Origin of the sequence: Arthrobacter agilis (genome assembly GCF_030816075.1) — a bacterium.
Lineage (GTDB): Bacteria > Actinomycetota > Actinomycetes > Actinomycetales > Micrococcaceae > Arthrobacter_D > Arthrobacter_D agilis_E.
On record NZ_JAUSXO010000001.1, the window covers coordinates 1179969 to 1202535 of the forward strand.

Consider the following 22567-nt stretch of genomic DNA (forward strand, 5'->3'; position numbering starts at 1 on the left):
GGTCAGCTGCGGACGTCACGGATCATGTTCGTGATCCGCGCGGTCGAGAGCCGGCGGCCCTGGTCGTCCGTCATCACCACTTCATGGGTGGTCAGGGTCCGCCCGAGGTGGATCGCCGTCGCCGTGCCGGTCACCAGGCCGGAGTCCGCGCTGCGGTGGTGGGTGGCGCCCACCTCGATCCCGACCGCCTGCCGGCCGGGCCCCGCGTGCAGCCCCGCCGCGAACGAGCCGAGGGTCTCGGCCAGCACCACGTGCGCCCCGCCGTGGAGGATCCCGGCGACCTGCTGGTTGCCCTCGACGGGCATGGTCGCGACCATCCGCTCGGCGCTCATCTCGGAGAAGACGATGCCCATCTTGACGGTCAGGGCGCCCACCCCGTAGCGGCCCAGCCAGCCGTGCATCTCGGCGGGGACCCCGGCGGCGACCAGTTCGGCGAGCCGGTCCCCGGAGGGGCTGGAGGGGGTGTCGGTCCGGGTGCGGTTGTCTGTCATGGGAACTAGGCTGGCACCTGTGAGTGAATCAGCCAAGCCCGCCGCCACCCTGACCGTGGCCCCTCCCGCCGATACCCCGCTGGAGACGCCGTCGGCGCCGGCCCGCCGCAGCGACGGCTCACGGAACCGGCTCCTCGTCATCGACGGGCACTCCATGGCGTTCCGGGCCTTCTACGCCCTGCCGGCCGAGAACTTCTCGACCGACACCGGCCAGCACACCAACGCCGTGTACGGCTTCACGGCGATGCTCATCAACCTCATCAAGGACCAGAAGCCGAGCCACGTCGCCGTGGCGTTCGACCTCGACACCCCGACGTTCCGCTCCGAGGAGTACACCGAGTACAAGGGCGGCCGGAACACGACGCCCGAGGAGTTCCACGGCCAGGTGGACCTGATCATCAAGGTCATGGAGGCGATGCGCATCCCCACCATCTCCCTCGACGGCTACGAGGCCGACGACATCCTGGCGACCCTGGCCTACCAGGCGGCCTCGGCCGACTGGGACGTGCAGGTGGTCAGCGGTGACCGCGACGCCTTCCAGCTCGTCAACGACCGGGTGACGGTGCTCTACCCCAAGCAGGGCGTGACCAACATCCCGCAGATGGACGCGCAGGCCATCGAGGAGAAGTACTTCGTGCCGCCCCACCAGTACTCGGACCTCGCCGCGCTGGTGGGTGAGAGTGCCGACAACCTGCCCGGCGTCCCCGGCGTCGGCCCGAAGACCGCCGCCAAATGGATCAAGCAGTACGGCGGCCTCGAGGGCATCCTCGAGAACCTCGACAAGATCGGCGGCAAGGTCGGCGACTCGCTCCGCGCCAACATCGACGACGTGAAGCGGAACCGGCGCCTGAACCGCCTCCTCACCGACCTCGAGCTGCCCGTCGACCTCGACGCGATGGTCTCCCAGCACCCGGACCGCCCGGCCGTCGAGGATCTCTTCGACGCGCTGCAGTTCAACACCCTCCGCAAGCGCCTGTTCGACCTCTTCGGCGAGGAGGAGACCGAGGACGAGGGCGACGAGCAGAGCGCGCCCGCGCACGTGCTGCTCGAGGACGCCGCGGCGCTCACCGAATGGTTCCGGTCGACCAACCAGGCCTCCGCCTCCGTGGCGCTGGCGACCGAGACGACGGCAGGCACCACCGACGTGGTCGGCATCGCCGTCGTCACCGGCCTGCACGCCGCCTTCATCCCGCTCGAGCCGCTCGACGCGGACGCCGAGAAGGTCCTCGGCGACTGGCTGGCCGCCACGGACGCGCCGAAGATCGTGCACGACTTCAAGGCGGTGTTCAAGCTGCTGTCCGCGCGCGGCCTCCACCTGGCGGGCGAGGTCGACGACACGGCGATCTCGGGCTACCTCATCCAGCCCGACCGCCGCAGCTACGAGCTCGCGGACCTCGCGCAGTACCACCTGCGCCTGTCCATCACCGCGTCGGCGAACGACTCCTCCGGGCAGCAGGCGCTGGATCTCGGCGGGAACGACGTCGCGTCGCCCGCCGTCGTGGCCGCGTACGCCGCCCTGCGCCTCAGCGAGCACTTCTCCGGCCAGCTCGTCGAGAAGGGCGCCAACCAGCTGCTCGGCGGACTCGAACTGCCGCTCGCCGAGGTGCTGGCCCGCATGGAACTCACGGGGGTGGCCGTGTCCGTCGACGGCCTGGACCGGTTGCTCGACGACTTCTCGAAGACCATCAGCGCCGCCGGCTCCGAGGCGTTCCGGATCATCGGCAAGGAGATCAACCTCGGCTCGCCCAAGCAGCTGCAGACCGTCCTGTTCGACGAGCTGGAGCTGCCGCGGACCAAGAAGATCAAGACGGGCTATTCCACCGACGCGGACGCCCTGACCGACCTGATCGCGAAGACGGGCCACCCGTTCCTCGAGCAGCTCCTCGCGTACCGCGACGCCACCAAGCTGCGCCAGACCGTCGAGGGGCTCCGGAAGGCCGTGGGCGACGACGGCCGCATCCACACCACCTACCTGCAGACCGTGGCCGCGACCGGACGCCTGTCCTCGACGAACCCGAACCTGCAGAACATCCCGGTCCGCTCGGACGAGGGGCGGCGTATCCGTGAGGTGTTCGTCGTCGGGCAGGGCCGCAGCGGCGAGAGGTTCGAGAGCCTCATGACGGCCGACTACTCGCAGATCGAGATGCGCATCATGGCGCACCTGTCCGGCGACGAGGGGCTCATCTCCGCCTTCCAGGAGGGCGAGGACCTCCACCGGTTCGTGGGCTCGCACATCTTCGGGGTCGCCCCCGAGGAGGTCACGAGCGCCATGCGTTCGAAGGTGAAGGCGATGTCCTACGGCCTCGTCTACGGCCTGAGCTCGTTCGGGCTCTCCAAGCAGCTGAACATCTCGGTCGACGAAGCCCGAACCCTCATGCGCGACTACTTCGAGCGGTTCGGCGCGGTGCGCGACTACCTGCGCGGCATCGTCGAGCAGGCCCGCAAGGACGGCTTCACCTCCACCATCGAAGGGCGGCGCCGCTACCTGCCGGACCTCTCGAGCGACAACCGTCAGCTCCGGGAGATGGCCGAGCGGGCGGCGCTCAACGCGCCGATCCAGGGATCGGCCGCGGACATCATCAAGAAGGCCATGCTGGGCGTCGACGACGCCCTGACCACGCGCGGGCTGTCCTCCCGCATGCTGCTGCAGGTCCACGACGAACTCGTGCTCGAGATCGCCGAGGGCGAGGCCGAGGAGGTCGAGGCGCTGGTCCGCGAGCAGATGGGCAGCGCCGCCGACCTCACCGTGCCCCTGGACGTCTCGGTCGGCACGGGGGCCAGCTGGCACGACGCGGCGCACTGACGCGCGCCGGGCGGTAGCGCGCTGGTCGGGCGGTAGCGCCCCGGCTAGGGTGGTGAGGTGTGAGCCACTACACGCCCGACCTGCAGACCGAGATCTTCACCCCCGCCGCCGACGAGGACGCCTCGACGGCCGGCCGCTTCGCCAAGTGGCTCGACGCCGAGGGGATCGGCTTCCACGACGGGACGGCCGATCCCGAGGACCTCCCGCACTACCTGGCTGCCTTCCGCGCGGACCGGCGCGTGCTGTGGGGTGTCCACGACACGGCGCAGCCGGCCGAAGCGCTCGGCGCTGACCACCCCGTCGCCACCTACGGCACCATGGTCCACCCGCTCAACGTGGGTGGCGCACAACTCGACGCGCACCAAATCACAGCGGTCACTGTCCGCACGAGCCACCGGCGCAACGGCATCCTCCGCTCGATGATGATGCGGGACCTGCGCGAGGCGAAGCACCGCGGACTGCCGCTGGCGATCCTGACGGCCTCCGAGGCCACGATCTACGGGCGCTTCGGTTTCGGCTGCGCGACGTTCACGCAGAGCATCGAGGTCGACGTCCGGGAACGCTTCGAGGTCACGGCGCCGGCAACGGGGACGACGACGCTCGTGGCCCGGGAGCACGCCGTGGGGCTCGCCGAACGGATCTTCGAGGGCTTCCAGGCCTCGACGTTCGGCTCCGTGGGCCGGCAGCACGCCTATCCCCGCCGCGCGGCGGGCGAGTGGGGCCGCGAACGCCCCGTCGAGGACCGGGCGGTGCGGATGGCCGTCCACTACGACGGCGCGGGCGAGCCCGCCGGCTACGTGAGCTACCGCTTCGCCGGGTGGGAGACCACCCCGTACACCATGAAGATCGTCGACCTCGTGGCCTCCACGCCGTCCGCCTACCTCGAACTGTGGCGCTACCTCGGGTCCCTCGACCTGGTGGAGCGCATCACCTGGGACGGCGCGCGGCGCGACGACGCCCTGCCCTGGGCCCTCCGGGACCGTCGATGCTACCAGGTCAAGGGCACCGAGGACGTGCTGTGGGTCCGGCTGCTCGACGTGCAGGAGGCGCTCGGGAAGCGCTCGTACCGCGGTAGCGGCCGGATCGTGCTGGAAGTGCTGGACGACCACGGCCTCGCGGACGGCTCCTACATCCTGACCGTCGTCGACGGCGCGGCGCAGGTCGCACCGGTCGAAGCGGCGGCCGCACCGGACGCGACGCTGACGGTCAACGCCCTCGGGTCCCTGTACCTCGGGGGAGTCCAGGCCTCCACGCTCGCCGCGGCCGGCGGCCTGACCGCCCACGCCGACGACGCCGTGACCCTGCTCGACTCCCTCTTCGGCCGCCCCCAGGAGCCCTACTGCATCACCCACTTCTAGGCGCCGGTCCCTGTCCGCCGACCGTCCGGCTCCCGCGGCGGGGAGGGCCCGCCCTGCTTTGACGGTGTTGGACCCCATGGCTAGACTGGACAGGCGCGTAGTGCGCTTTGGCGGGTCCCGGTGCAGATCGGAGGCCCCCGGAGTGCGTTACTCCTCCTGAACCTCTCGAGGTTCTTTCCATTTCGTCCACATCCGGACATCGGAACCCGCTCCCGGCCCAGCTGGAATCGCGGTGTCCGTCCTGGCCGGAGCAAGTCATCATCCACAACGGAGCCCCAACTACATGACCATCACCACCACCGAGAAGCAAGGTGCCCCCGTCGTCGCCATCAACGACATCGGCACCGCTGAGGACTTCCTCGCAGCGATCGACGCCACCATCAAGTACTTCAACGACGGAGATCTCGTCGAGGGTACGGTCGTCAAGGTCGACCGCGACGAGGTCCTGCTCGACATCGGTTACAAGACCGAGGGTGTCATTCCTTCCCGCGAGCTTTCCATCAAGCACGACGTCGATCCCGGGGACGTCGTCTCCGTGGGCGATCAGGTCGAGGCTCTGGTTCTCACCAAGGAAGACAAAGAAGGCCGACTGATCCTCTCCAAGAAGCGCGCTCAGTACGAGCGTGCCTGGGGCGACATCGAGAAGGTCAAGGAAGAGGACGGCGTCGTCACCGGCACCGTCATCGAGGTCGTCAAGGGTGGCCTCATCCTGGACATCGGCCTGCGCGGCTTCCTGCCCGCGTCCCTCGTCGAGATGCGTCGCGTCCGCGACCTGGCTCCGTACATCGGCCAGCAGATCGAAGCGAAGATCATCGAGCTCGACAAGAACCGCAACAACGTCGTGCTGTCGCGTCGTGCGTGGCTCGAGCAGACCCAGTCCGAGGTGCGTTCCACGTTCCTCAACAAGCTCGAGAAGGGCCAGGTCCGTCCGGGCGTCGTCTCCTCGATCGTCAACTTCGGTGCGTTCGTGGACCTCGGCGGCGTCGACGGCCTCGTGCACGTCTCCGAGCTGTCCTGGAAGCACATCGACCACCCCTCCGAGGTCGTCGAGGTCGGTCAGGAAGTCACCGTGGAGGTCCTCGAGGTCGATCTCGACCGCGAGCGTGTCTCCCTCTCGCTGAAGGCCACGCAGGAAGATCCCTGGCAGACCTTCGCCCGTACGCACGCGCTGGGCCAGGTCGTGCCCGGCAAGGTCACGAAGCTCGTCCCCTTCGGCGCGTTCGTCCGCGTCGAAGACGGCATCGAGGGCCTCGTGCACATCTCGGAGCTCGCCGTCCGCCACGTGGAACTGGCCGAGCAGGTCGTCTCCGTGGGTGACGAGCTCTTCGTCAAGGTCATCGACATCGACCTCGAGCGCCGCCGCATCTCCCTCAGCCTCAAGCAGGCCAACGAGGGCGTCGACGCGGACAGCACCGAGTTCGATCCCGCGCTCTACGGCATGGCCGCCGAGTACGACGAAGAGGGCAACTACAAGTACCCCGAGGGCTTCGACCCCGAGTCGAACGAATGGCTCGAGGGCTACGAGACGCAGCGCGCCGCCTGGGAGGCCCAGTACGCCGAGGCACAGGCCCGCTGGGAAGCCCACAAGAAGCAGGTCGTGCAGCACGCGTCCGACGACGCCGCCGCAGCGAACGAGCCGGTCGAGTCCAACGCGACCAGCTACTCCTCCGAGCCCGTCGCCACGGACTCCGGTTCGGGGACGCTCGCTTCCGACGAGGCACTCGCCGCACTGCGCGAGAAGCTGACCGGGGCGTAAGCACCCGCAGTCCAGTAGCACAGGAAGGACCCCCGCCGATCCGGCGGGGGTCCTTCCTGTCTCTGGGGTGACTTGCGGTCGGAGGATGCCGCGTGTGGGGCGGACAGCTGCGGCGGGGTCCCACGTGACGACACCTGCGGCACGTTCGCTCCGCAGGCGGTACCCGGGATGTCACGATGCCGCGAGCGTCACCTGCGCGTCGACACCGTGACCGTGAAGCGGGGGGAGCGGTCGAGCTGCCGTGTGGGGCCGATGACCCGTTCCAGGACGGGCCGGTAGCGGAGGTGGCTGTTCCAGACGGTCCAGAGCTCACCTCCCGGGGCCAGCACGCGGGCGCAGGCGCCGAACAGCCGGTGCGCTATGCCGGCATGGACGGTGCTGCCGATGTGGAACGGCGGATTGAGCACGATCACGCCCGCCGACGCGTCGGGCACCGAGGACAGGGCGTCGTCCCGGGTCACCCTGACGCGGTCCGCGACGCCGTTGGCCGCCGCCGTCGCGAGGGTGGACGCCGCCGCCGACGCCGACTGGTCCGTGGCGTGGATCCTCAGCCGGGGATCGGCCAGGGCGAGGAAGGCGGAGATGGCGCCGTTCCCGCAGCCCAGGTCGACGATCTCCGCCGGCCCGCCCGTGCCCGCGGGAGCGCCGGCGAGCCCCCGGAGGTGGGGGAGCAGCAGCGCAGTCCCCGGATCGAGGGCGGCGCCCCCGAAGGTCGCCCCGTAGGCGCGCAGCTCGAGCGGTGCGGCGAGTCCGACGTCGTACCGGGCGCTCCGCGGGAAGGCGGACCCGTCGACGGGACGCGGGCCCGACGCGACGAGGACGCGGGACTTCTGGCGTGCGAGCCCCGCGGAGACGTCCGCGAAGGACCGGCCGAGCACCGCGTTCATCGACAATGACATGTGCTTGACCCGACCTGCGGCGAGGACCTGGACATCGGGGTTCGCGTACCGTGCGATGGACCAGGCGATCTCGTCCAGTTCGTCGAGGGAGCGCGGCAGCCGCAGCAGGACCGTGGAGACGCCGTCGAGCAGCTCGGCGTCGAGCCGGCAGGACCGGTACGCCCCCTCCAGGGCCTGGGCGGCGGCGTTCAGGGCGAGGGCCCGCTCGTGCACCACGCCGTCCTGGAAGGCACGGACGGCGGCGCCGGACAGGTGCGCGGCGCCGAGCGTGAGGGCCCCGTAGGCGTCGTTGATGGTCGCGATACCGCCCCCGGCCTGGAGCCGCTCCGAGGCGGTGTCGAGGAGCAGCCGGTCGGCGGCGTCGACGGCCACCAGCTCCGGTGCCTCGACATCGGGATGGCGGCGCAGGAGGTCGAGACTGAACGGGCTCACCCTGCCCATCCTAGGTGCCGCACCGGCCGCGATCAGGCAGCGCCCGGACCGGGCTCCGTGCTGTCCGTGCCCGGGCGCTCCGAGTCCTCACGGCCCGTGGAGTCCGTGGAGTCCGCGGAGTCCGCGGAGCCTGTGGCCTCGCTGCCCGCGGAACCGGTGCCGTCCGACCCGTCCGCCCCGGCAGCGCCCGGCATGGCTCCGGGCTCCGTCCGGTCCGAGCCCTCGGCCCTCGTGCCCAGGATCCAGTCCAGGGCCGATGCGGCCGCGCCGTCCGGCGAAGCGGCGGGTGGGGCTTCCTCCGCCGGCCGACCGTCCTGCTCGTCCGCCACGAGATCCGTGCTGTACGGTGCGCGGGGCGGGGCGGGGAGGCGGTCGATCAGTTCGTTGGCCGCATGGGCGAGGAGGTCGCGTTGCAGCGGAGGGAGCGTGAACGAACCGTGGAGGTACGCTTCGACCTCGTACTCGCCGGCATCCCCGGCCAGCCCGAAGTAGTGCAGCCACAGCTCACCCGGTTCGATGTGCGCATGACGGATCGCGCGAAGAAGGTGGATGCGCTGGTATTCGTGATCGGGATGGTTCTCCACCTGCTGCGCCTCAGCGGCTACCGGCGGCGCCGTCGATCACGGAGACGGCGACGGCCCGCAGGTCCGCGCCCGTGGTCGACGCCTGGGACAGCATCCGCCGCATCGCTGCGTCCGCGTCGAGCCCAAGCCGCTCCATGAGGACGCCGCGGGCCGTGGAGACCAGGTCGCGGGTCCCGAGGGCGTCCCGCAGTGCCTTGCTCGCGGCTTCCGTCGTGCCGTCGGACTGGACATTGCCGAGCAGGGTCGCCGCCGGGGACGCGAGGAGCACGAGCAGCTTGCGGTCCTGCGGGGAGAAGGCCGACGGGATCGGCGAGTAGACCTTGAGCGCACCGATGCTCCTGCCGTCGTGCATCAGCACGGTGCTGAGGGTCGAGCGCAACGGGAGGTGGCTGACGGCGTCCCGCCAGAGCGGCCATCGATCGTCCGTCCGGACGTCGTCGATCTGCACGGTGGACTCGGCGGCCCAGGCGGTGAGGCACGGGCCCTGGCCCAGCTCGTACTGCAGCGCATCGGCTTCGGCGACGACGTCGTCCGTGTACCCGGTACTGCGCTTCCGGCCCTGGTCGTCCATGAGGGAGACACCCGCTCCGAGCGATCCCGGGACGGACTTCTTGATGGCCTCCGCCAGATCCTCCACCGCGCGCCCAGCGGTCGACTCCGTCAGCAGGAGGCCCTTGAGCCGCGCGAAGACGAACGTCAGGTCTTCCATCGGTGAAGTCACATTTCCAGCCTTGGCAGCAGAGCGGTCGGGTCCGAACCAATTTATCAGGATCAGGGCCCACGCGGCGTTGCGCTCCGAGGGCCTGTCGTACCGCGCCCCGGAGCCCGCCGGGAGGGCGGCCCCGGTGCACCCGCGGCCGTCCGCGGCCACTTCCCCGACCGCCGAGGACCTGCTTGCCCAGCGGCGACCGCCGTGCCTAGGGTGGAATTACTAAGCACACTTCCCAACGGCCCTAGGAGTTGACATGACCGGATCAGGCCACGACGCGCTGCCGCTGCCCGACTACGACCACATCCCGCTCGGTACGCTGCCCACGCGCATCACGGGTCTCGACGAGAGCGGCCTGCAGGCGCTCATCGACTATGAGGAGGCCCACGGCGACCGCCTGCCCGTCAAGCTCGTCCTGCAGCACCGGCTCGAGGCCGTCCAGGGTGGGGCCGAGCTGTCCGAGGGCGCGGCCACGTCCATGCCAGAGGTCGGCAGCACGGCGGGCGGCTCGCCCGTGAGCCCCGCGACGTCGGGCCCGCCGATCAACCCGCCGTCCCACGGCGACCCCACCAACCCCGCCATGCCGCGCTAGTCCGCGCGTGCGGTCCGCGCGCTGATCCAGGCGTGCACTCCGCGCGTCCCCGCAAGGCCTCCCGTGCCGTCCGCTCATCCGGCGGACGGCACGGCTGTGAGCAGCTCCTTCTCCTCGACGAGCTCCGTCGAGAGCGTCTTGTACCCCACGGTGTCGAACAGCACCGTGATGATGCCTTCCTCGTACCCCATAACGGTCCCGCGTCCCCAGTCGGGGTGCTCCACCGCCGTGTCCACGCCGAAGGGCTGGTCCACCTCCGACGGCGCCTGCGCGGACGGCCCCGGGGAGCCTCCGGTAGACTCCTGCCGGGCGCAGGCATCGCAGTTGCCGCAGGGCTCGGGCAACTCCTCCCCGAAGTACGAGAGCAGGAACTGACGCCGGCAGCCCTTCGTCTCCGCATAGCGGCGGGCCATCTCGACCCGTGACCGGTCGATCCGCTCACGGTTCTCCGCCTGCTCCACCGCGGCCTGCACGGCCTCCGCGGCCGGCATCCGGCCGGCCCGGTATCCCTTCACGCCGTCGTCGACGGCACCCGCCGCCTCCAGCAGGTTGAGGAGCCCCGCCAGCTTCCGCGGCGAGAGACCGGACAGCTCCTTCAGCTTCTTCGCCTTGACGGGCTTGCCCTGCGACGCCAGGAGGGCGAACAGATCCCTCAGCTGCGTGCGGTTGACGGATTTCGCGGCGAAGAACCGCCGCAGGGACAGATCCTCCGGACGGTAGTGCAGGACGGCCTTGGCCGGCAGCCCGTCACGGCCTCCCCGGCCGATCTCCTGGTAGTAGCTGTCGAGTGAATCCGAGATGTCCGCGTGGAGGACGAAGCGCACGTCGGGCTTGTCGATGCCCATGCCGAACGCGGCGGTGGCGACGACCACGTCGATCGAACCGTCGAGGAACCCCTCGTGCACCGCCTGGCGCTCCTTCTTGACCCGGCCGGCATGGTAGACGTCGGCACGGGCACCCCGCTCCTGCAGCTCCGCCGCCAGCGTGTTGGCGGACTTCTTCGTGGCGACGTAGACCAGGCCCGGCCCCTCGAGTGCGAGGACCTGGTCGCGGACCGCACGCTCCTTGTCGCCGGCCTCCACGTGATGGACGACGTCGAGGGACAGGTTGGGGCGATCGAAGCCCTCCACGATCACCACGGGCTCCTCGAGATGGAGCCTCTCGACGATCTCCGTCTGGACGGGGTGGGACGCCGTCGCGGTGAGGGCGACCACCGGCACCCGGAGGTCCCGGAGGAAATGGCCGAGCTGCAGGTAGTCGGGCCGGAAATCATGGCCCCACGACGCGACGCAGTGCGCCTCGTCGACGACCACCAGCGAGACGTCGAGCGATCGCAGGCGGGCGGCGACGTCGTCGCGGGCGATCTGCTCCGGTGCGAGGAAGAGGAACTTGGCACGCGTCGACTCGTCGCTGCTGGCGGCCGCCTCCCACGCGGCGTCGACTTCGCTCTTCTTCATCGCGGAGTTGATCACGTGCGCGCGAGTGGGGCCGGCGTTCTCGTTGATCGACTCCGCCTGGTCGTGCTGCAGCGCGATCAGCGGCGAGATGACGACGGCGACACCGGGCAGCGCCAGGGCGGGCACCTGGTAGATCGCGGACTTCCCGGACCCGGTCGGCATCACGCAGAGGATGCTCCGGCCCTCCAGCACCGCTTCCATGGCGCGCTCCTGGCCCGGGCGCAGATCCTCCCAGCCGAACGTGTCGGCGGCCGTCGATTGCAGGTCGTGCAGGGTGATCGTCACGGTGCTCCTCGGAAATAGCAAGTGCACTTAGCGTATTCATGCGCACCGACAGTTGCCCCCCGGGCACCGCGGACCCGATGCCGGGTTGACAGCGGACGGGGGAGCCCGGGCTAGGGTTGGACCATGCTGCGTGTAGGACTCACAGGAGGCATCGCCGCGGGGAAGTCGGTGGTGTCCGGCCGCCTCGCCGAGCGGGGTGCCGTCATCGTCGACGCCGATCTCCTGGCGCGGGAGGCCGTCGCCCCCGGGTCGCCCGGACTCGACGAGATCGTGTCCACCTTCGGCCCGTCCGTCGTAGGGCCGGACGATGCCCTCGACCGTCCCGCGCTCGGCGCCCTGGTCTTCGCCGACGCCACGGCACGGGAACGCCTGAACGCGATCGTGCATCCGCGGGTGCGGTCCCTCGCCGCCGCACTCGTCGACGGGGCGGCGGAGGACGCCGTCGTCGTCGAGGACATCCCGCTGCTCGTGGAGACCGGACAGGCGGGACGCTTCCACCTCGTCGTCGTCGTCGACGCACCGGATGCCCTGCGCATCGACCGGATGGTCCGCCGGCGCGGCATGGACCCCGACGACGCCGGCCGGCGGATCGCGGCGCAGGCCTCGCGTACCGAGCGGCTTCGCGCGGCGGACGCCGTCCTGCCCAACGACCGCGACCTCGACGATCTCCTGGCCGCGACGGACGCGCTGTGGGACGGAAGGATCCTCCCGTTCCGGGACAACCTCGCGGCCGGCAGACCGGCCCCGGAACAGATCGGCCCGGCCGCCGCGGGGCTCGCCGGGACGAGCGGACTGGCCGGACGCATCCGCGCGAAGCTCGCCTCCGTCCTCCCGCCCGGTGCGACGGTGGAGCCGGAGGGCGAGGCAGAGGGTGCGTCGGGTGCGTCGGGTGCGTCGGGTGCGTCGGGTGCGTCGGGTGCGTCGGGTGGGGACGACGGGGACGACGGGCGTGCGGCCGCGCGGGTACTGGTCGCCCCGGGCGCCGACCCGGGGGCAGTCTCCGCGGCCGTCACGGCGGCGGGCTTTCCGCGGGATCCGGGTGCGGAGCTCCGCCGGGGCCGCTCCGCAGGAGGTCCGTGGGCCGTGCACCGTCCGGCCGATCCGGCGGTCGATGCCACGGTGACCGTGGCCTTCCTCCCGCCGTCCGCGTAGGACGGGCCAGGGCCGGGCGGAGGGTTCCGCCGCCAGCAGATCCGGGCGGAACTGTCACCGGCAGCGACTACCGTTAAGGCATGAGTCTTGCGCAGGATATCAAGCGAGTCGTCGCCCCGTTCGAGGTCATCAGCGAGTACCAGCCCGCAGGCGACCAGCCCACCGCCATCAAGGAACTCGCCGAGCGCATCAACGCGGGCGAGAAGGACGTCGTCCTCCTCGGTGCCACCGGTACCGGCAAGAGCGCGACCACAGCCTGGCTCATCGAGCAGGTGCAGCGCCCCACCCTGGTCATGGTGCAGAACAAGACCCTCGCGGCGCAGCTCGCCAACGAGTTCCGGGAACTCCTCCCCAACAACGCCGTCGAGTACTTCGTCTCCTACTACGACTACTACCAGCCGGAGGCCTACGTCCCGCAGACGGACACCTTCATCGAGAAGGACTCCTCCATCAACGAGGAGGTGGAGCGCCTGCGGCACTCGGCCACCAACGCGCTGCTCACGCGTCGCGACGTCATCGTCGTCGCCACGGTCTCCTGCATCTACGGACTGGGCACACCCGAGGAGTACATCAACAAGATGGTCACGCTGCGCCGCGGCGACCAGATGAACCGCGACGAGCTCCTGCGCCAGTTCGTCAGCATGCAGTACACGCGCAACGACATGGACTTCCACCGGGGCACGTTCCGCGTCCGCGGGGACACCGTGGAGATCATCCCCATGTACGAGGAGCACGCGCTGCGGATCGAGTTCTTCGGGGACGAGGTGGAGAACATCTACACCCTGGACCCGCTGACCGGGAACGTCATCCGCGAGGAGGAGGAGATGTACGTCTTCCCCGCCTCCCACTACGTGGCCGGCGTGGACCGGATGACGCGCGCCATCAAGGACATCGAGGACGAACTGCAGCAGCGGCTGGCGGAGCTCGAGTCGCAGAACAAGCTCGTCGAGGCGCAGCGCCTCCGGATGCGCGTGACCTACGACCTCGAGATGATGCAGCAGATGGGGTTCTGCAACGGCATCGAGAACTACTCGCGCCACATCGACGGCCGTGGTCCCGCGTCGGCCCCGCACTGCCTGCTGGACTACTTCCCCGACGACTTCCTGCTCGTCGTGGACGAGTCCCACGTGACGATCCCGCAGATCGGTGCCATGTACGAGGGCGACTCCTCCCGCAAGCGGACGCTGGTGGACCACGGGTTCAGGCTGCCGTCCGCGATGGACAACCGGCCGCTGAAGTGGGACGAGTTCCTCGACCGCATCGGCCAGACGGTGTACCTGTCCGCGACGCCCGGCAAGTACGAGCTGGGCAAGGCGGACGGTTTCGTGCAGCAGATCATCCGGCCCACGGGCCTCGTCGATCCCGAGGTGGTCGTCAAGCCCACGAAGGGGCAGATCGACGACCTGCTGGGCGAGATCCGGAAGCGCACGGCGGTCAACGAGCGCGTCCTCGTCACCACGCTGACCAAGCGCATGGCGGAGGACCTGACCGGATACCTGCTCGAGCACGGGGTCAAGGTCGAGTACCTGCACTCCGACGTGGACACCCTGCGGCGCGTGGAGCTGCTGCGCGAACTGCGCATGGGCACCTTCGACGTCCTGGTGGGCATCAACCTCCTCCGTGAGGGCCTCGACCTGCCCGAGGTGTCGCTGGTCAGCATCCTCGACGCGGACAAGGAGGGCTTCCTGCGCAGCACCACGTCCCTCATCCAGACCATCGGGCGGGCCGCCCGTAACGTCTCGGGCGAGGTGCACATGTATGCGGACCGCATCACGGACTCCATGGAGCGTGCGATCGACGAGACCAATCGCCGCCGCGCCATCCAGGTGGCGCACAACCTCGAGCACGGCATCGACCCGACGCCGCTGCGGAAGCGCATCGCCGACATCACCGACACCATCAACCGCGAGGACGCCGACACGCGTGCACTCCTCGAGGAGGCCGGCAAGGGGCGGAAGCCGAAGAAGGGCGCCGGGCGCCATGAGGGTCTCGCCTCGGTCCCCGCCGAGGACCTGACGGACCTGATCCAGCAGCTGACCGACCAGATGCACGCCGCCGCGGCCGAGCTGCAGTTCGAGCTCGCCGGGCGCCTGCGTGACGAGGTCGGCGACCTCAAGAAGGAACTCCGGCAGATGCAGTCGGCCGGCCACGCCTGAGCCGCCGGCACCGCGTCCGACGGCCGCATGGACGGGGCGGGCCGGCCAGCCGGTGGTGTCGGGGGAGGCGGCGTCAAGGGAGCGGGAGATGACATTTCCGGTGACCGGTGTTGGCCCGCCCCGGGCATGCACGGGTAGCATTGACCCGACGTAGGGGAGTATCCCAAGCGCTACGGACGTCAGCACGCAGGGCACAATTGCCCCGCCGGACGTAGCGGCGAGACGGCATAAGGCCGCGGCGGAGAGACTTACGGCGATCGACTCCACCCTCCGAAAGGCGCTCCATGCCCGCATTGCCCCTGGCGTTCGAGATCGGCACGTTCGTCGTGCTCGGGATCATCCTGCTGTTCGACCTGCTCCTCGTCGTCAAGCGCCCCCACGAGCCGTCCATGAAGGAAGCGGGCCTGTGGGTCGCTTTCTACGTGGGCCTCGCCCTCGTGTTCGCGGCCCTGATGTTCGTCTTCACCGGGCCGGAGTACGGCAGCCAGTTCATCGCCGGCTGGATCACCGAGTACAGCCTGAGCATCGACAACCTGTTCGTCTTCATCATCATCATGGCGCGGTTCTCGGTCCCCAGGAAGTACCAGCAGGAGGTGCTCATGGTGGGCATCATCATCGCGCTGATCCTGCGCGGCATCTTCATCGCCCTCGGTGCCGCCGTCATCGAGAACTTCAGCTGGATCTTCTACATCTTCGGCGCCTTCCTCCTCTACACCGCCTGGAAGCAGGCCACCGACTCCGGCGAGGACGAGGAGCACGCGGGGGACAACAAGCTCATCGCGAAGCTCCGGTCCGTCCTGCCGATGTCCGAGTCCTACGACGGCAACAAGGTGCGTACCGTCGTCGACGGCAAGAAGCTCTTCACCCCCATGCTCATCGTCTTCGTGACGATCGGCCTCACGGACCTCCTCTTCGCCGTCGACTCCATCCCGGCGATCTTCGGCCTGACGCAGAGCGCGTTCATCGTCTTCACGGCGAACATCTTCGCCCTCATGGGCCTGCGCCAGCTCTACTTCCTCCTCGGCGGCCTGATGACGCGCCTGATCTACCTGAAGCACGCACTGTCGGTGATCCTCGCCTTCATCGGGGTGAAGCTCATCCTCCACGCCATGCACGTCAACGAGCTGCCCTTCCTCAACGGCGGCCAGCACATCGAGTGGGCCCCGGAGATCCCCACCTTCGTGTCCCTCGCGGTGATCGTCGCGACGATCGTCATCGCGGTCATCGCCAGCCTGATCCGTTCGCGGGTCGACGAGAAGGCCGCGGTCGGTTCTGACGGCGCGGCCGGGACGACGTCCTCGGCCGTCGACGACGGACTCGACGACGCAGCGGACGAGGCCGACGCGAAGGAGCCCCGCCGGTAGGCCACGGCCCGGCACTGGTAGGACGAGGGACCCCGCACCGGCCGGTGCGGGGTCCCTCGTCGTTCGAGCAGGGGTGCCCTTCGGGCACGGTGCCGGCTAGGCGCGCGTCATGCCGAGCAGGCGTTCGAAGATCGCCTCGCCGTCGTCGGCGATGCCGTCGTGGTGGAACTCGTCGGTCTCCCACACCTCGAGCCTCCGCACGGCGGCGGCCGTCGCGCGGGAGAGTTCCCGGTCGACGTAGATGTCGTGCCGGTAGACCGCTGCGGCGGCGGGAACGGTGTTCGTCGCCAGGACATCGACGTCGTAGAGGGGACCCCAGTCCGCCTTCGCGGCGAGGACGTCCGCCACGGCCCGGAGCGGGCGGAGCGCCGGGTCCTCCTCGAAATACCACGGGTACACCATCTCGCCGGTGAAGAGGATCTCTGCGGCGTCGTCGCGGAACTGCGGATACTCGTCGAGGACGCGACGCGCCGCCCAGTCGGACGCGAAGCCCTGGCAGTAGATGGATTCGTGCATCAGCGCGTAGAGCGGCTGGGTCGCCCGGCTGACGATGCCCTGCACCTGTTCGAGGAACGTCGCGGACAGGCGGGGACCGTCCGGCGTGGTGGTGAACGCGTCCTCCAGGAGGTAGTGGAGGCCGTGCACCCTCGTGTTCCCGCCGAGGAACGAGCCGACCATCTGGAAGCGCCGAACCGTGAGCCGCTCCCCGCTGGGGAGGGTCTCCTCCACCGCCTCGAGGTGGCGGGCGATGCGGGTCACGAGGTCGCGGTCCTCCGGGTACCAGGCGAAGTACTCCCGGTTGCGGTCCTCGACCCGGGCGAACGTGGCCCGGTACACCTCGTCCGGCCGGCCGGCCAGGGGAGCGAGGCCGCCCGTGAGGAGCGCGCGCTCGACGCCCTGCGGCGCGTTCGACAGGTAGGTGAGGGTGCAGAAGCCGCCGTAGCTCTGCCCGAAGACCGTCCACGGCCCGCTGCCGAGGCGGTGGCGGATCAGTTCGGCGTCCGCCACGATCGAGTCCGCCCGGAAGTGGGTGAGATACTCGGCCTGCGCCTCGGGGGTCGGAAACGCGGCGAGCGTCGCGGCGTCGGCGGGCGTGGAGAGTCCGGTGCCCCGCTGGTCCAGCATGAGGATCCGGAACTCCCTCGCGGCGGCCTTCATCCAGCCCGAGAGCTGCGTGGTGCGGACGCCGCGGCCGCCGGGGCCGCCCTGCAGGAACAGGAGCCAGGGCAGCCGTGCGACGTCCTCGTCGCTGTGCTCGAGCGACGAGTACTCGCGGGCGAAGACGTCGATGAGGGGGGACGCCGGGTCGTCGTGGTCGAGCGGTACGCGGAAGGAGTGGCCGGTGGCGCGCAGTCCCCGCATGACGGCGGTGCTGCCGGTGACGTGGTTGCCGGTGACCTGGTTGCCGGTGACCTGGCTGCCGGTGGCCGCGGACGCCGGTGCGGACGAGGCCGTCACAGGGCTGCGGCTTCGGCGAGGGCGCTGCCCGTCAGCCGGAAGGTGCTCCACCCCGACTGCGGGCGGGCGCCGAGCTGCTCGTAGAAGCGGATCGACGGCTCGTTCCAGTCGAGGACCGACCACTCCACGCGGGCGTAGCCGCGCTCCGCGGCGATCCGGGCCAGGTGTCCGAGCAGCGCCTTGCCGTGCCCCGCGCCGCGTGCCTCGGGGCGCACGTACAGGTCCTCGAGGTAGATCCCGTTGACGCCCTCCCAGGTGGAGTAGTTGAGGAACCAGAGCGCGAAGCCCTGGACCCGGCCCCCCGTCTCGGCGACATGGGCGAAGATGGTCGGGCGGTCACCGAACAGGGCGTCCTCGAGCGATTCGACGGTGTTCTTCACGGCGTCCGGCTCCCGCTCGTAGAGGGCGAGATCGTGGATGAGCTGGAGGATGACCGGGACGTCGGCCGGCCGTGCTTCGCGAATGGTCATGATCCAAGACTAGCGAAGCCGCTGCGGCCGCTCAGGCGGCGGCCGGAGCCCCCACGCCGAGGATCCTGACCACCGGGCTGCCCGCCTCGTCCGACGCCTCGAGGTCGATCTCCGCGTTGATGCCCCAGTCGTTGTTCCCCTCCGGGTCCTTGAGGATCTGCCGCACCTTCCAGACGCCCGGGGCCTTCGTGATGAGCAGCAGGGCCGGCCCGCGGGCCTCCGGGCCGTCGTCGATGTCCTCGTAGTCCCCGAAGTACCCGTCGAGGGCCTCCGCCCACCGCTCCGCGGTCCACCCCGAGTCGGCGTCGAGGGCACCGAGTGCCTCGTCCCGCTCGTCGGCGAACAGTTTCACCCGCTGGAACATCTCGTTGCGGACCATCACGCGGAAGGCGCGTTCGTTGGACGTGACCGACGGCGGCTCCTCGGGCAGGTCCACGGCGTCGACGGTGACTCCCGGCGCCACGCCGGCGGAGAGCTGGGTCCACTCGTCGAGGAGGCTGCTGTCGACCTGCCGCACGAGCTCGCCGAGCCATTCCAGGATGTCGCTGAGGTCCTCGCGGAGGGCCTCGACGGGCACGGTGTGCCGTAGGGCCTTGTAGCAGTCGGCGAGGTAGCGGAGCAGGATGCCCTCGGAGCGCGTCAGCGAGTAGAAGGCGACGTACTCGCCGAAGCTCATGGCGCGTTCGTACATATCGCGCACCACGGACTTGGGGGTGAGCTCGAAGTCGCCGAGCCACGGGGCGGACGACCGGTAGACGTCGAACGCCTGCTGCAGCAGCTCCTCGAGGGGCTTCGGGTAGCTGACCTCCTCGAGGCGGGCCATGCGCGCGTCGTAGTCGATGCCCTCGGCCTTCATCGCGGCTACGGCCTCCCCGCGGGCCTTCTTCTCCTGGGCGTTGAGGACCTGCCGCGGCTTCTCGAGCGTGGCCTCGATGACGGAGACGACATCGAGCGCATAGCCCGGCGCCTCGGGGTCGAGGAGCTCCAGGCTCGCGAGGGCGAAGGGGGAGAGGGGCTGGTTGAGCGCGAAGTTCGCCTGCAGGTGGACCCTGAGCCGCACCTGCCGGCCGTCCGGTTCGGGGACGGGCAGCCGCTCCACGATCCCGGCGGTGACGAGCTCCCGGTAGATGCCGATGGCGCGGCGCATGAGCCGCAGCTGCGATGCGCGGGTCTCGTGGTTCTCGGTGAGCAGGCGCTTCGCGGCGGTGAAGGGGTCGCCGGGCCGCTCGAGGAGGTTCAGGAGCATCGAGTGGCTGACGGAGAACGACGACGTCAGGGGATCGGGGATGCTCTCGACCAGCCGCTCGTAGGTGGGCCTGCCCCAGGAGACGAAGCCCTGTGGCGGCTTCTTCCGCACCACCTGGCGCAGCTTCTTCTGGTCGTCACCGAACTTGGAGACGGCCTTGGCCATGGCCTTGGTGTTCTCGACGACGTGGTCGGGCGCCTGGACCACCACGGTGCCCGCGGTGTCGTAACCGGCGCGGCCGGCACGGCCGGAGATCTGGTGGAACTCGCGCGCGTTGAGCAGGCGCGTGCGCACGCCGTCGTACTTGCTGAGCGCGGTCAGGAGCACGGTGCGGATCGGCACGTTGATGCCGACCCCGAGGGTGTCCGTGCCGCAGATGACCTTCAGCAGTCCGGCCTGGGCGAGCTGCTCGACGAGGCGCCGGTACTTGGGCAGCATGCCCGCATGGTGCACGCCGATGCCGTGGCGGACGAGGCGGTTCAGGGTCTTGCCGAAGCCCGCCGAGAACCGGAAGGTCGCGATCAGGTCCGCGATGCGGTCCTTCTCCTCGCGCGTGCAGACATTGACGCTCATGAGGTTCTGCGCCCGCTCGATGGCCTCCGCCTGGCTGAAGTGCACCACGTACACGGGTGCCTGCCGCGTGGAGAGCAGCTCCTCGAGGGACTCCTGCACGGGCGTCTCGACGTAGTAGTAGTGCAGCGGGATGGGCCGCTCCACCGACGTGACCGTCGCCGTCGGGCGGCCGGTGCGCTCCGTGAGGTCCTTCTCGAAGCGCGTCACGTCACCGAGGGTCGCGGACATCAGCAGGAACTGCGCCTGCGGCAGCTCGAGCAGGGGGACCTGCCACGCCCAGCCGCGCTGCGGGTCGGAGTAGAAGTGGAACTCGTCCATGACCACGGTGTCGACGTCCGCGAGGGCGCCCTCGCGGAGGGCGAGGTTCGCGAGGATCTCCGCGGTGCAGCAGATGATCGGGGCGTCCTGGTTCACCCCGGAGTCACCCGTGATCATGCCGACGTTCTCCGGTCCGAAGATGTCGCAGAGCGCGAAGAACTTCTCCGACACGAGGGCCTTGATCGGCGCCGTGTAGTAGCTCGTGCGCCCGTCGGCGAACGACTTCAGGTGGGCTGCGATCGCGACGAGGGACTTCCCGGACCCGGTGGGCGTCGCGAGGATCACGTTGTTGCCGGAGACGAGCTCCATCGCCGCCTCGTCCTGCGCGGGGTAGAGCGTGAGGCCCCGTGCCGTCGCCCAGCCCGTGAAGGCCTCGTAGACCGCGTCCGCGGGAAGGTGGCCGTCGTCGTTCCGGGGGCAGGTGCTCTTGGATCCTCATGGTCCGTTCAGACTACCGGTGGGGGACCTGCCGCGGAGTTAGGGTGGACCATGCGCTGGGACCCCGGACTCTACGGCCGCCACGCGGGTCACCGCGGGCGGCCCTTCTTCGACCTGGTGGGGCGGATCGGCTCGCCGTCTCCGCGGAGCGTCGTGGACCTCGGCTGCGGACCCGGGGAGCTGACGGAGGCGCTCGCGCGGCGGTGGCCGGGCGCGACGGTGCGGGGGATCGATACCAGCGTCGACATGATCGGTGCCGCGCGGCGGCGGCCCGTGTTGCCGAACCTGCGCTTCGAGGTCGGCGACCTGCGCGACTATGCCCCTGCCTCCGACGACGTGATCGTCACGAACGCCGCCCTGCAGTGGGTGCCGGGCCACGAGGAGCTCCTGGTCCGCTGGAGCGGAGCCCTGCCCGAGGGCGGCTGGATCGCGCTGCAGGTGCCGGGCAACTTCTCCGCCCCGTCCCATGCCCTGCTGCGCGAGCACGCGGCGAGCCCACGGTGGGCGGAGAAGCTGCGCGGCGTGCTCCGCCACGACGACGCCGTCGGGGAACCCGCGGACTACCTGCGGCTGCTGCTCGCCGCGGGACTCGAGGCCGACGTCTGGGAGACCACGTACCAGCAGGTGCTGCAGGGCGAGGACGCCGTGCTCGGGTGGGTCCGCGGGACCGCCCTGCGGCCCGTCCTGGACGTCCTGACGCCCGGGGAGGCCGCCGACTTCGAGGCCGGCTACGCGGAGCTGCTCCGCACGGCGTACCCACGGGGCGGGCACGGGACGGTCTTCGGCTTCCGCCGCATCTTCGCCGTCGGGCACCGGCCCGCCTGACGGCGTGCCGGCCCGGCGCCCGTGCTACCAGCCGCGCTGCTTCCATTCACCGAGCGAGCCGCGCTCCGCCCCGAGGGTCGTGCCTCTCCCGTGCCCCGGGTGGACCACCGTGTCGTCCGGCAGGCGGTCGAAGATGCGGGCCACGACGTCGCCGTACAGCGAGGCGAAGCGTTCGGGGTCACCCTGGGTGTTGCCGACGCCGCCGGGGAACAGCGAGTCGCCGGTGAACAGGTGCGCGGGCCCGTGGGGATCCTGGTAGAGCAGTGCGACGGAACCCGGGGTGTGGCCGCGCAGGTGGATCGCCTCGAGCTCGAAGCCCTCGAAGGACCCGACGTCGCCCTGCCGCAGCGGTACGTCCGTCGGGACGGCGATCTCGGCGACGTCGTCGGCACCGGCGGCGGTGCGGGCCCTCACGGCGTCCCTGACCTCGGCGAGCGCCCGCACGTGGTCCCAGTGCGAGTGGGTGGTGACGATCAGGGCCACACGGGCTTCGGCGTCCGTGTCCTCCTGTGCGTCGGCGAGGAGCCCGAGGATGGCGGGCGCGTCGTCTGCGGCGTCGATGAGCACCTGCGCGCCGCTGGACCTGGACGTCAGCACGTAGACGTTGTTGTCCATCTCGGACACGGAGATGCTGCGGATCGTGAGCTCGCTGAGGTCGTGCAGGGGGCCGGTCATGAGCACAGTGTAGGCATGCGCCCCCGCCGGGCGGGCGGACACGGCGGGTAGGGTTCGAGTACGCCGCGGGCCGTCGGTCGCGGCACCGCATCCCGGAAGGAACAGGCGTGGAGCAGGACATCCCCCGGTGGCTGAAGCTGGACCCGCAGAGCGCGGTGCCGCCGTTCGAGCAGATCAAGCAGGCCATCCTGGCGGCGGCGACAACGGGGAAGGCCGCCGTCGGCACGCGCCTGCCGCCGGTCCGCGCGCTCGCAGCGCACCTGGGCATCGCGGCGAACACCGTCGCCCGCTCCTACCGCGAACTGGAGCAGGCGGGCGTCGTGGAGACGAGGGGGAGGGCCGGGACGGTCATCACCTCCGGCGGTGACGAGGCGCGGGAGAAGGTGGGTGCCGCCGCTGACGCCTTCGCGGAGGTGGTGCGCTCCGCAGGCCTGTCGGAGACCGACGCGGTGGCCATCGTGAGGGCGGCATTGCGCCGAGCGTGAACGGGTCGCCGCAGGCCCTGGCAACCGCGCGGAAAACCCGT

The 22567-nt window shown here is 70.3% G+C and carries 18 protein-coding genes; 9 read left to right on the forward strand and 9 right to left on the reverse strand.

What is annotated here, in order from left to right:
• Positions 1-2 precede the first annotated feature (2 nt).
• The gene (locus QFZ50_RS05215) at positions 3-491 is read right to left on the reverse strand and encodes a hotdog fold thioesterase (RefSeq protein ID WP_307082572.1); all 489 of its coding nucleotides are present in this window, start codon (positions 489-491) and stop codon (positions 3-5) included.
• A gap of 154 nt (positions 492-645) precedes the next feature.
• Here QFZ50_RS05215 and polA point away from each other — a divergent pair, with 154 nt between their 5' ends.
• The 3 genes from polA (at position 646) to rpsA (ending at position 6408) form a co-directional block, all read left to right on the forward strand.
• Positions 646-3294, forward strand: a complete 2649-nt coding sequence (gene polA / locus QFZ50_RS05220) for a DNA polymerase I (protein ID WP_373462302.1) — start codon at positions 646-648, stop codon at positions 3292-3294.
• A 59-nt stretch (positions 3295-3353) separates the two neighbouring features.
• A complete protein-coding gene (locus QFZ50_RS05225; RefSeq protein ID WP_307082576.1) occupies positions 3354-4652 on the forward strand; it encodes a GNAT family N-acetyltransferase in 1299 nt (432 codons plus the stop codon).
• 283 nt (positions 4653-4935) lie between these two features.
• Positions 4936-6408 (forward strand): 30S ribosomal protein S1, encoded by a 1473-nt coding sequence (gene rpsA, locus QFZ50_RS05230; protein ID WP_307082578.1) that lies wholly within the window; start codon positions 4936-4938, stop codon positions 6406-6408.
• Positions 6409-6596: 188 nt separating this feature from the next.
• On the opposite strand, the gene QFZ50_RS05235 is transcribed toward rpsA, so the two are convergent.
• Genes QFZ50_RS05235 through QFZ50_RS05245 form a run of 3 tightly spaced genes read right to left on the reverse strand, consistent with a single transcriptional unit; the run spans position 6597 to position 9044 of the window.
• Positions 6597-7748 carry a class I SAM-dependent methyltransferase gene (locus tag QFZ50_RS05235; protein ID WP_307082580.1) on the reverse strand — a complete coding sequence of 384 codons (1152 nt, stop codon included), beginning with the start codon at positions 7746-7748 and terminating at the stop codon, positions 6597-6599.
• A gap of 23 nt (positions 7749-7771) precedes the next feature.
• Positions 7772-8323, reverse strand: a complete 552-nt coding sequence (locus tag QFZ50_RS05240) for a hypothetical protein (protein WP_307082581.1) — start codon at positions 8321-8323, stop codon at positions 7772-7774.
• A gap of 10 nt (positions 8324-8333) precedes the next feature.
• Entirely contained in the window at positions 8334-9044 is a 711-nt protein-coding gene (locus QFZ50_RS05245; protein WP_307082583.1) for a GAF and ANTAR domain-containing protein, read from the reverse strand.
• A gap of 244 nt (positions 9045-9288) precedes the next feature.
• Here QFZ50_RS05245 and QFZ50_RS05250 point away from each other — a divergent pair, with 244 nt between their 5' ends.
• Entirely contained in the window at positions 9289-9624 is a 336-nt protein-coding gene (locus tag QFZ50_RS05250) for a hypothetical protein (RefSeq protein ID WP_307082585.1), read from the forward strand.
• A 74-nt stretch (positions 9625-9698) separates the two neighbouring features.
• Here the strand turns inward: QFZ50_RS05250 and QFZ50_RS05255 are convergent, their stop codons facing one another.
• Positions 9699-11366 carry a RecQ family ATP-dependent DNA helicase gene (locus tag QFZ50_RS05255; protein WP_307082587.1) on the reverse strand — a complete coding sequence of 556 codons (1668 nt, stop codon included), beginning with the start codon at positions 11364-11366 and terminating at the stop codon, positions 9699-9701.
• Positions 11367-11489: 123 nt separating this feature from the next.
• Here QFZ50_RS05255 and coaE point away from each other — a divergent pair, with 123 nt between their 5' ends.
• From coaE to QFZ50_RS05270, 3 genes are all read left to right on the forward strand, one after another.
• Entirely contained in the window at positions 11490-12518 is a 1029-nt protein-coding gene (gene coaE, locus QFZ50_RS05260) for a dephospho-CoA kinase (protein ID WP_307082588.1), read from the forward strand.
• An 80-nt stretch (positions 12519-12598) separates the two neighbouring features.
• Positions 12599-14674, forward strand: coding sequence for an excinuclease ABC subunit UvrB (uvrB, locus tag QFZ50_RS05265; protein WP_307082590.1), 2076 nt, complete (start codon positions 12599-12601; stop codon positions 14672-14674).
• Positions 14675-14958: 284 nt separating this feature from the next.
• Complete coding sequence (locus QFZ50_RS05270) at positions 14959-16038, forward strand: TerC family protein (RefSeq protein WP_307082592.1); 1080 nt, start codon at positions 14959-14961, stop codon at positions 16036-16038.
• A 96-nt stretch (positions 16039-16134) separates the two neighbouring features.
• Here the strand turns inward: QFZ50_RS05270 and QFZ50_RS05275 are convergent, their stop codons facing one another.
• From QFZ50_RS05275 to QFZ50_RS05285, 3 genes are all read right to left on the reverse strand, one after another.
• A complete protein-coding gene (locus QFZ50_RS05275; RefSeq protein WP_307086681.1) occupies positions 16135-17400 on the reverse strand; it encodes an alpha/beta fold hydrolase in 1266 nt (421 codons plus the stop codon).
• A 92-nt stretch (positions 17401-17492) separates the two neighbouring features.
• Positions 17493-17969: a GNAT family N-acetyltransferase gene (locus QFZ50_RS05280; protein ID WP_307086683.1), complete on the reverse strand. Its 477-nt coding sequence runs from the start codon at positions 17967-17969 to the stop codon at positions 17493-17495.
• 28 nt (positions 17970-17997) lie between these two features.
• Positions 17998-20412 carry a DEAD/DEAH box helicase gene (locus tag QFZ50_RS05285; protein ID WP_373462249.1) on the reverse strand — a complete coding sequence of 805 codons (2415 nt, stop codon included), beginning with the start codon at positions 20410-20412 and terminating at the stop codon, positions 17998-18000.
• 180 nt (positions 20413-20592) lie between these two features.
• Between QFZ50_RS05285 and QFZ50_RS05290 the strand changes: the two genes are divergently transcribed.
• On the forward strand, positions 20593-21366 hold the full coding sequence (locus QFZ50_RS05290) for a trans-aconitate 2-methyltransferase (protein ID WP_307082594.1): 774 nt from the start codon (positions 20593-20595) through the stop codon (positions 21364-21366).
• A gap of 24 nt (positions 21367-21390) precedes the next feature.
• Here the strand turns inward: QFZ50_RS05290 and QFZ50_RS05295 are convergent, their stop codons facing one another.
• Positions 21391-22041: an MBL fold metallo-hydrolase gene (locus tag QFZ50_RS05295; protein ID WP_307082596.1), complete on the reverse strand. Its 651-nt coding sequence runs from the start codon at positions 22039-22041 to the stop codon at positions 21391-21393.
• A 107-nt stretch (positions 22042-22148) separates the two neighbouring features.
• Here QFZ50_RS05295 and QFZ50_RS05300 point away from each other — a divergent pair, with 107 nt between their 5' ends.
• Positions 22149-22526, forward strand: a complete 378-nt coding sequence (locus QFZ50_RS05300; protein WP_307082597.1) for a GntR family transcriptional regulator — start codon at positions 22149-22151, stop codon at positions 22524-22526.
• Positions 22527-22567 lie beyond the last annotated feature (41 nt).

Bases quoted from the DNA above. Each gene is read 5' to 3' on its own strand.
- QFZ50_RS05215 (WP_307082572.1), bottom strand. From the start codon at position 491: ATGACAGACAACCGCACCCGGACCGACACCCCCTCCAGCCCCTCCGGG.
- polA (WP_373462302.1), top strand. From the start codon at position 646: ATGGCGTTCCGGGCCTTCTACGCCCTGCCGGCCGAGAACTTCTCGACC.
- rpsA (WP_307082578.1), top strand. From the start codon at position 4,936: ATGACCATCACCACCACCGAGAAGCAAGGTGCCCCCGTCGTCGCCATC.
- QFZ50_RS05235 (WP_307082580.1), bottom strand. From the start codon at position 7,748: ATGGGCAGGGTGAGCCCGTTCAGTCTCGACCTCCTGCGCCGCCATCCC.
- QFZ50_RS05250 (WP_307082585.1), top strand. From the start codon at position 9,289: ATGACCGGATCAGGCCACGACGCGCTGCCGCTGCCCGACTACGACCAC.
- coaE (WP_307082588.1), top strand. From the start codon at position 11,490: ATGCTGCGTGTAGGACTCACAGGAGGCATCGCCGCGGGGAAGTCGGTG.
- uvrB (WP_307082590.1), top strand. From the start codon at position 12,599: ATGAGTCTTGCGCAGGATATCAAGCGAGTCGTCGCCCCGTTCGAGGTC.
- QFZ50_RS05270 (WP_307082592.1), top strand. From the start codon at position 14,959: ATGCCCGCATTGCCCCTGGCGTTCGAGATCGGCACGTTCGTCGTGCTC.
- QFZ50_RS05275 (WP_307086681.1), bottom strand. From the start codon at position 17,400: ATGCGGGGACTGCGCGCCACCGGCCACTCCTTCCGCGTACCGCTCGAC.
- QFZ50_RS05285 (WP_373462249.1), bottom strand. From the start codon at position 20,412: ATGGAGCTCGTCTCCGGCAACAACGTGATCCTCGCGACGCCCACCGGG.
- QFZ50_RS05290 (WP_307082594.1), top strand. From the start codon at position 20,593: ATGCGCTGGGACCCCGGACTCTACGGCCGCCACGCGGGTCACCGCGGG.
- QFZ50_RS05295 (WP_307082596.1), bottom strand. From the start codon at position 22,041: ATGACCGGCCCCCTGCACGACCTCAGCGAGCTCACGATCCGCAGCATC.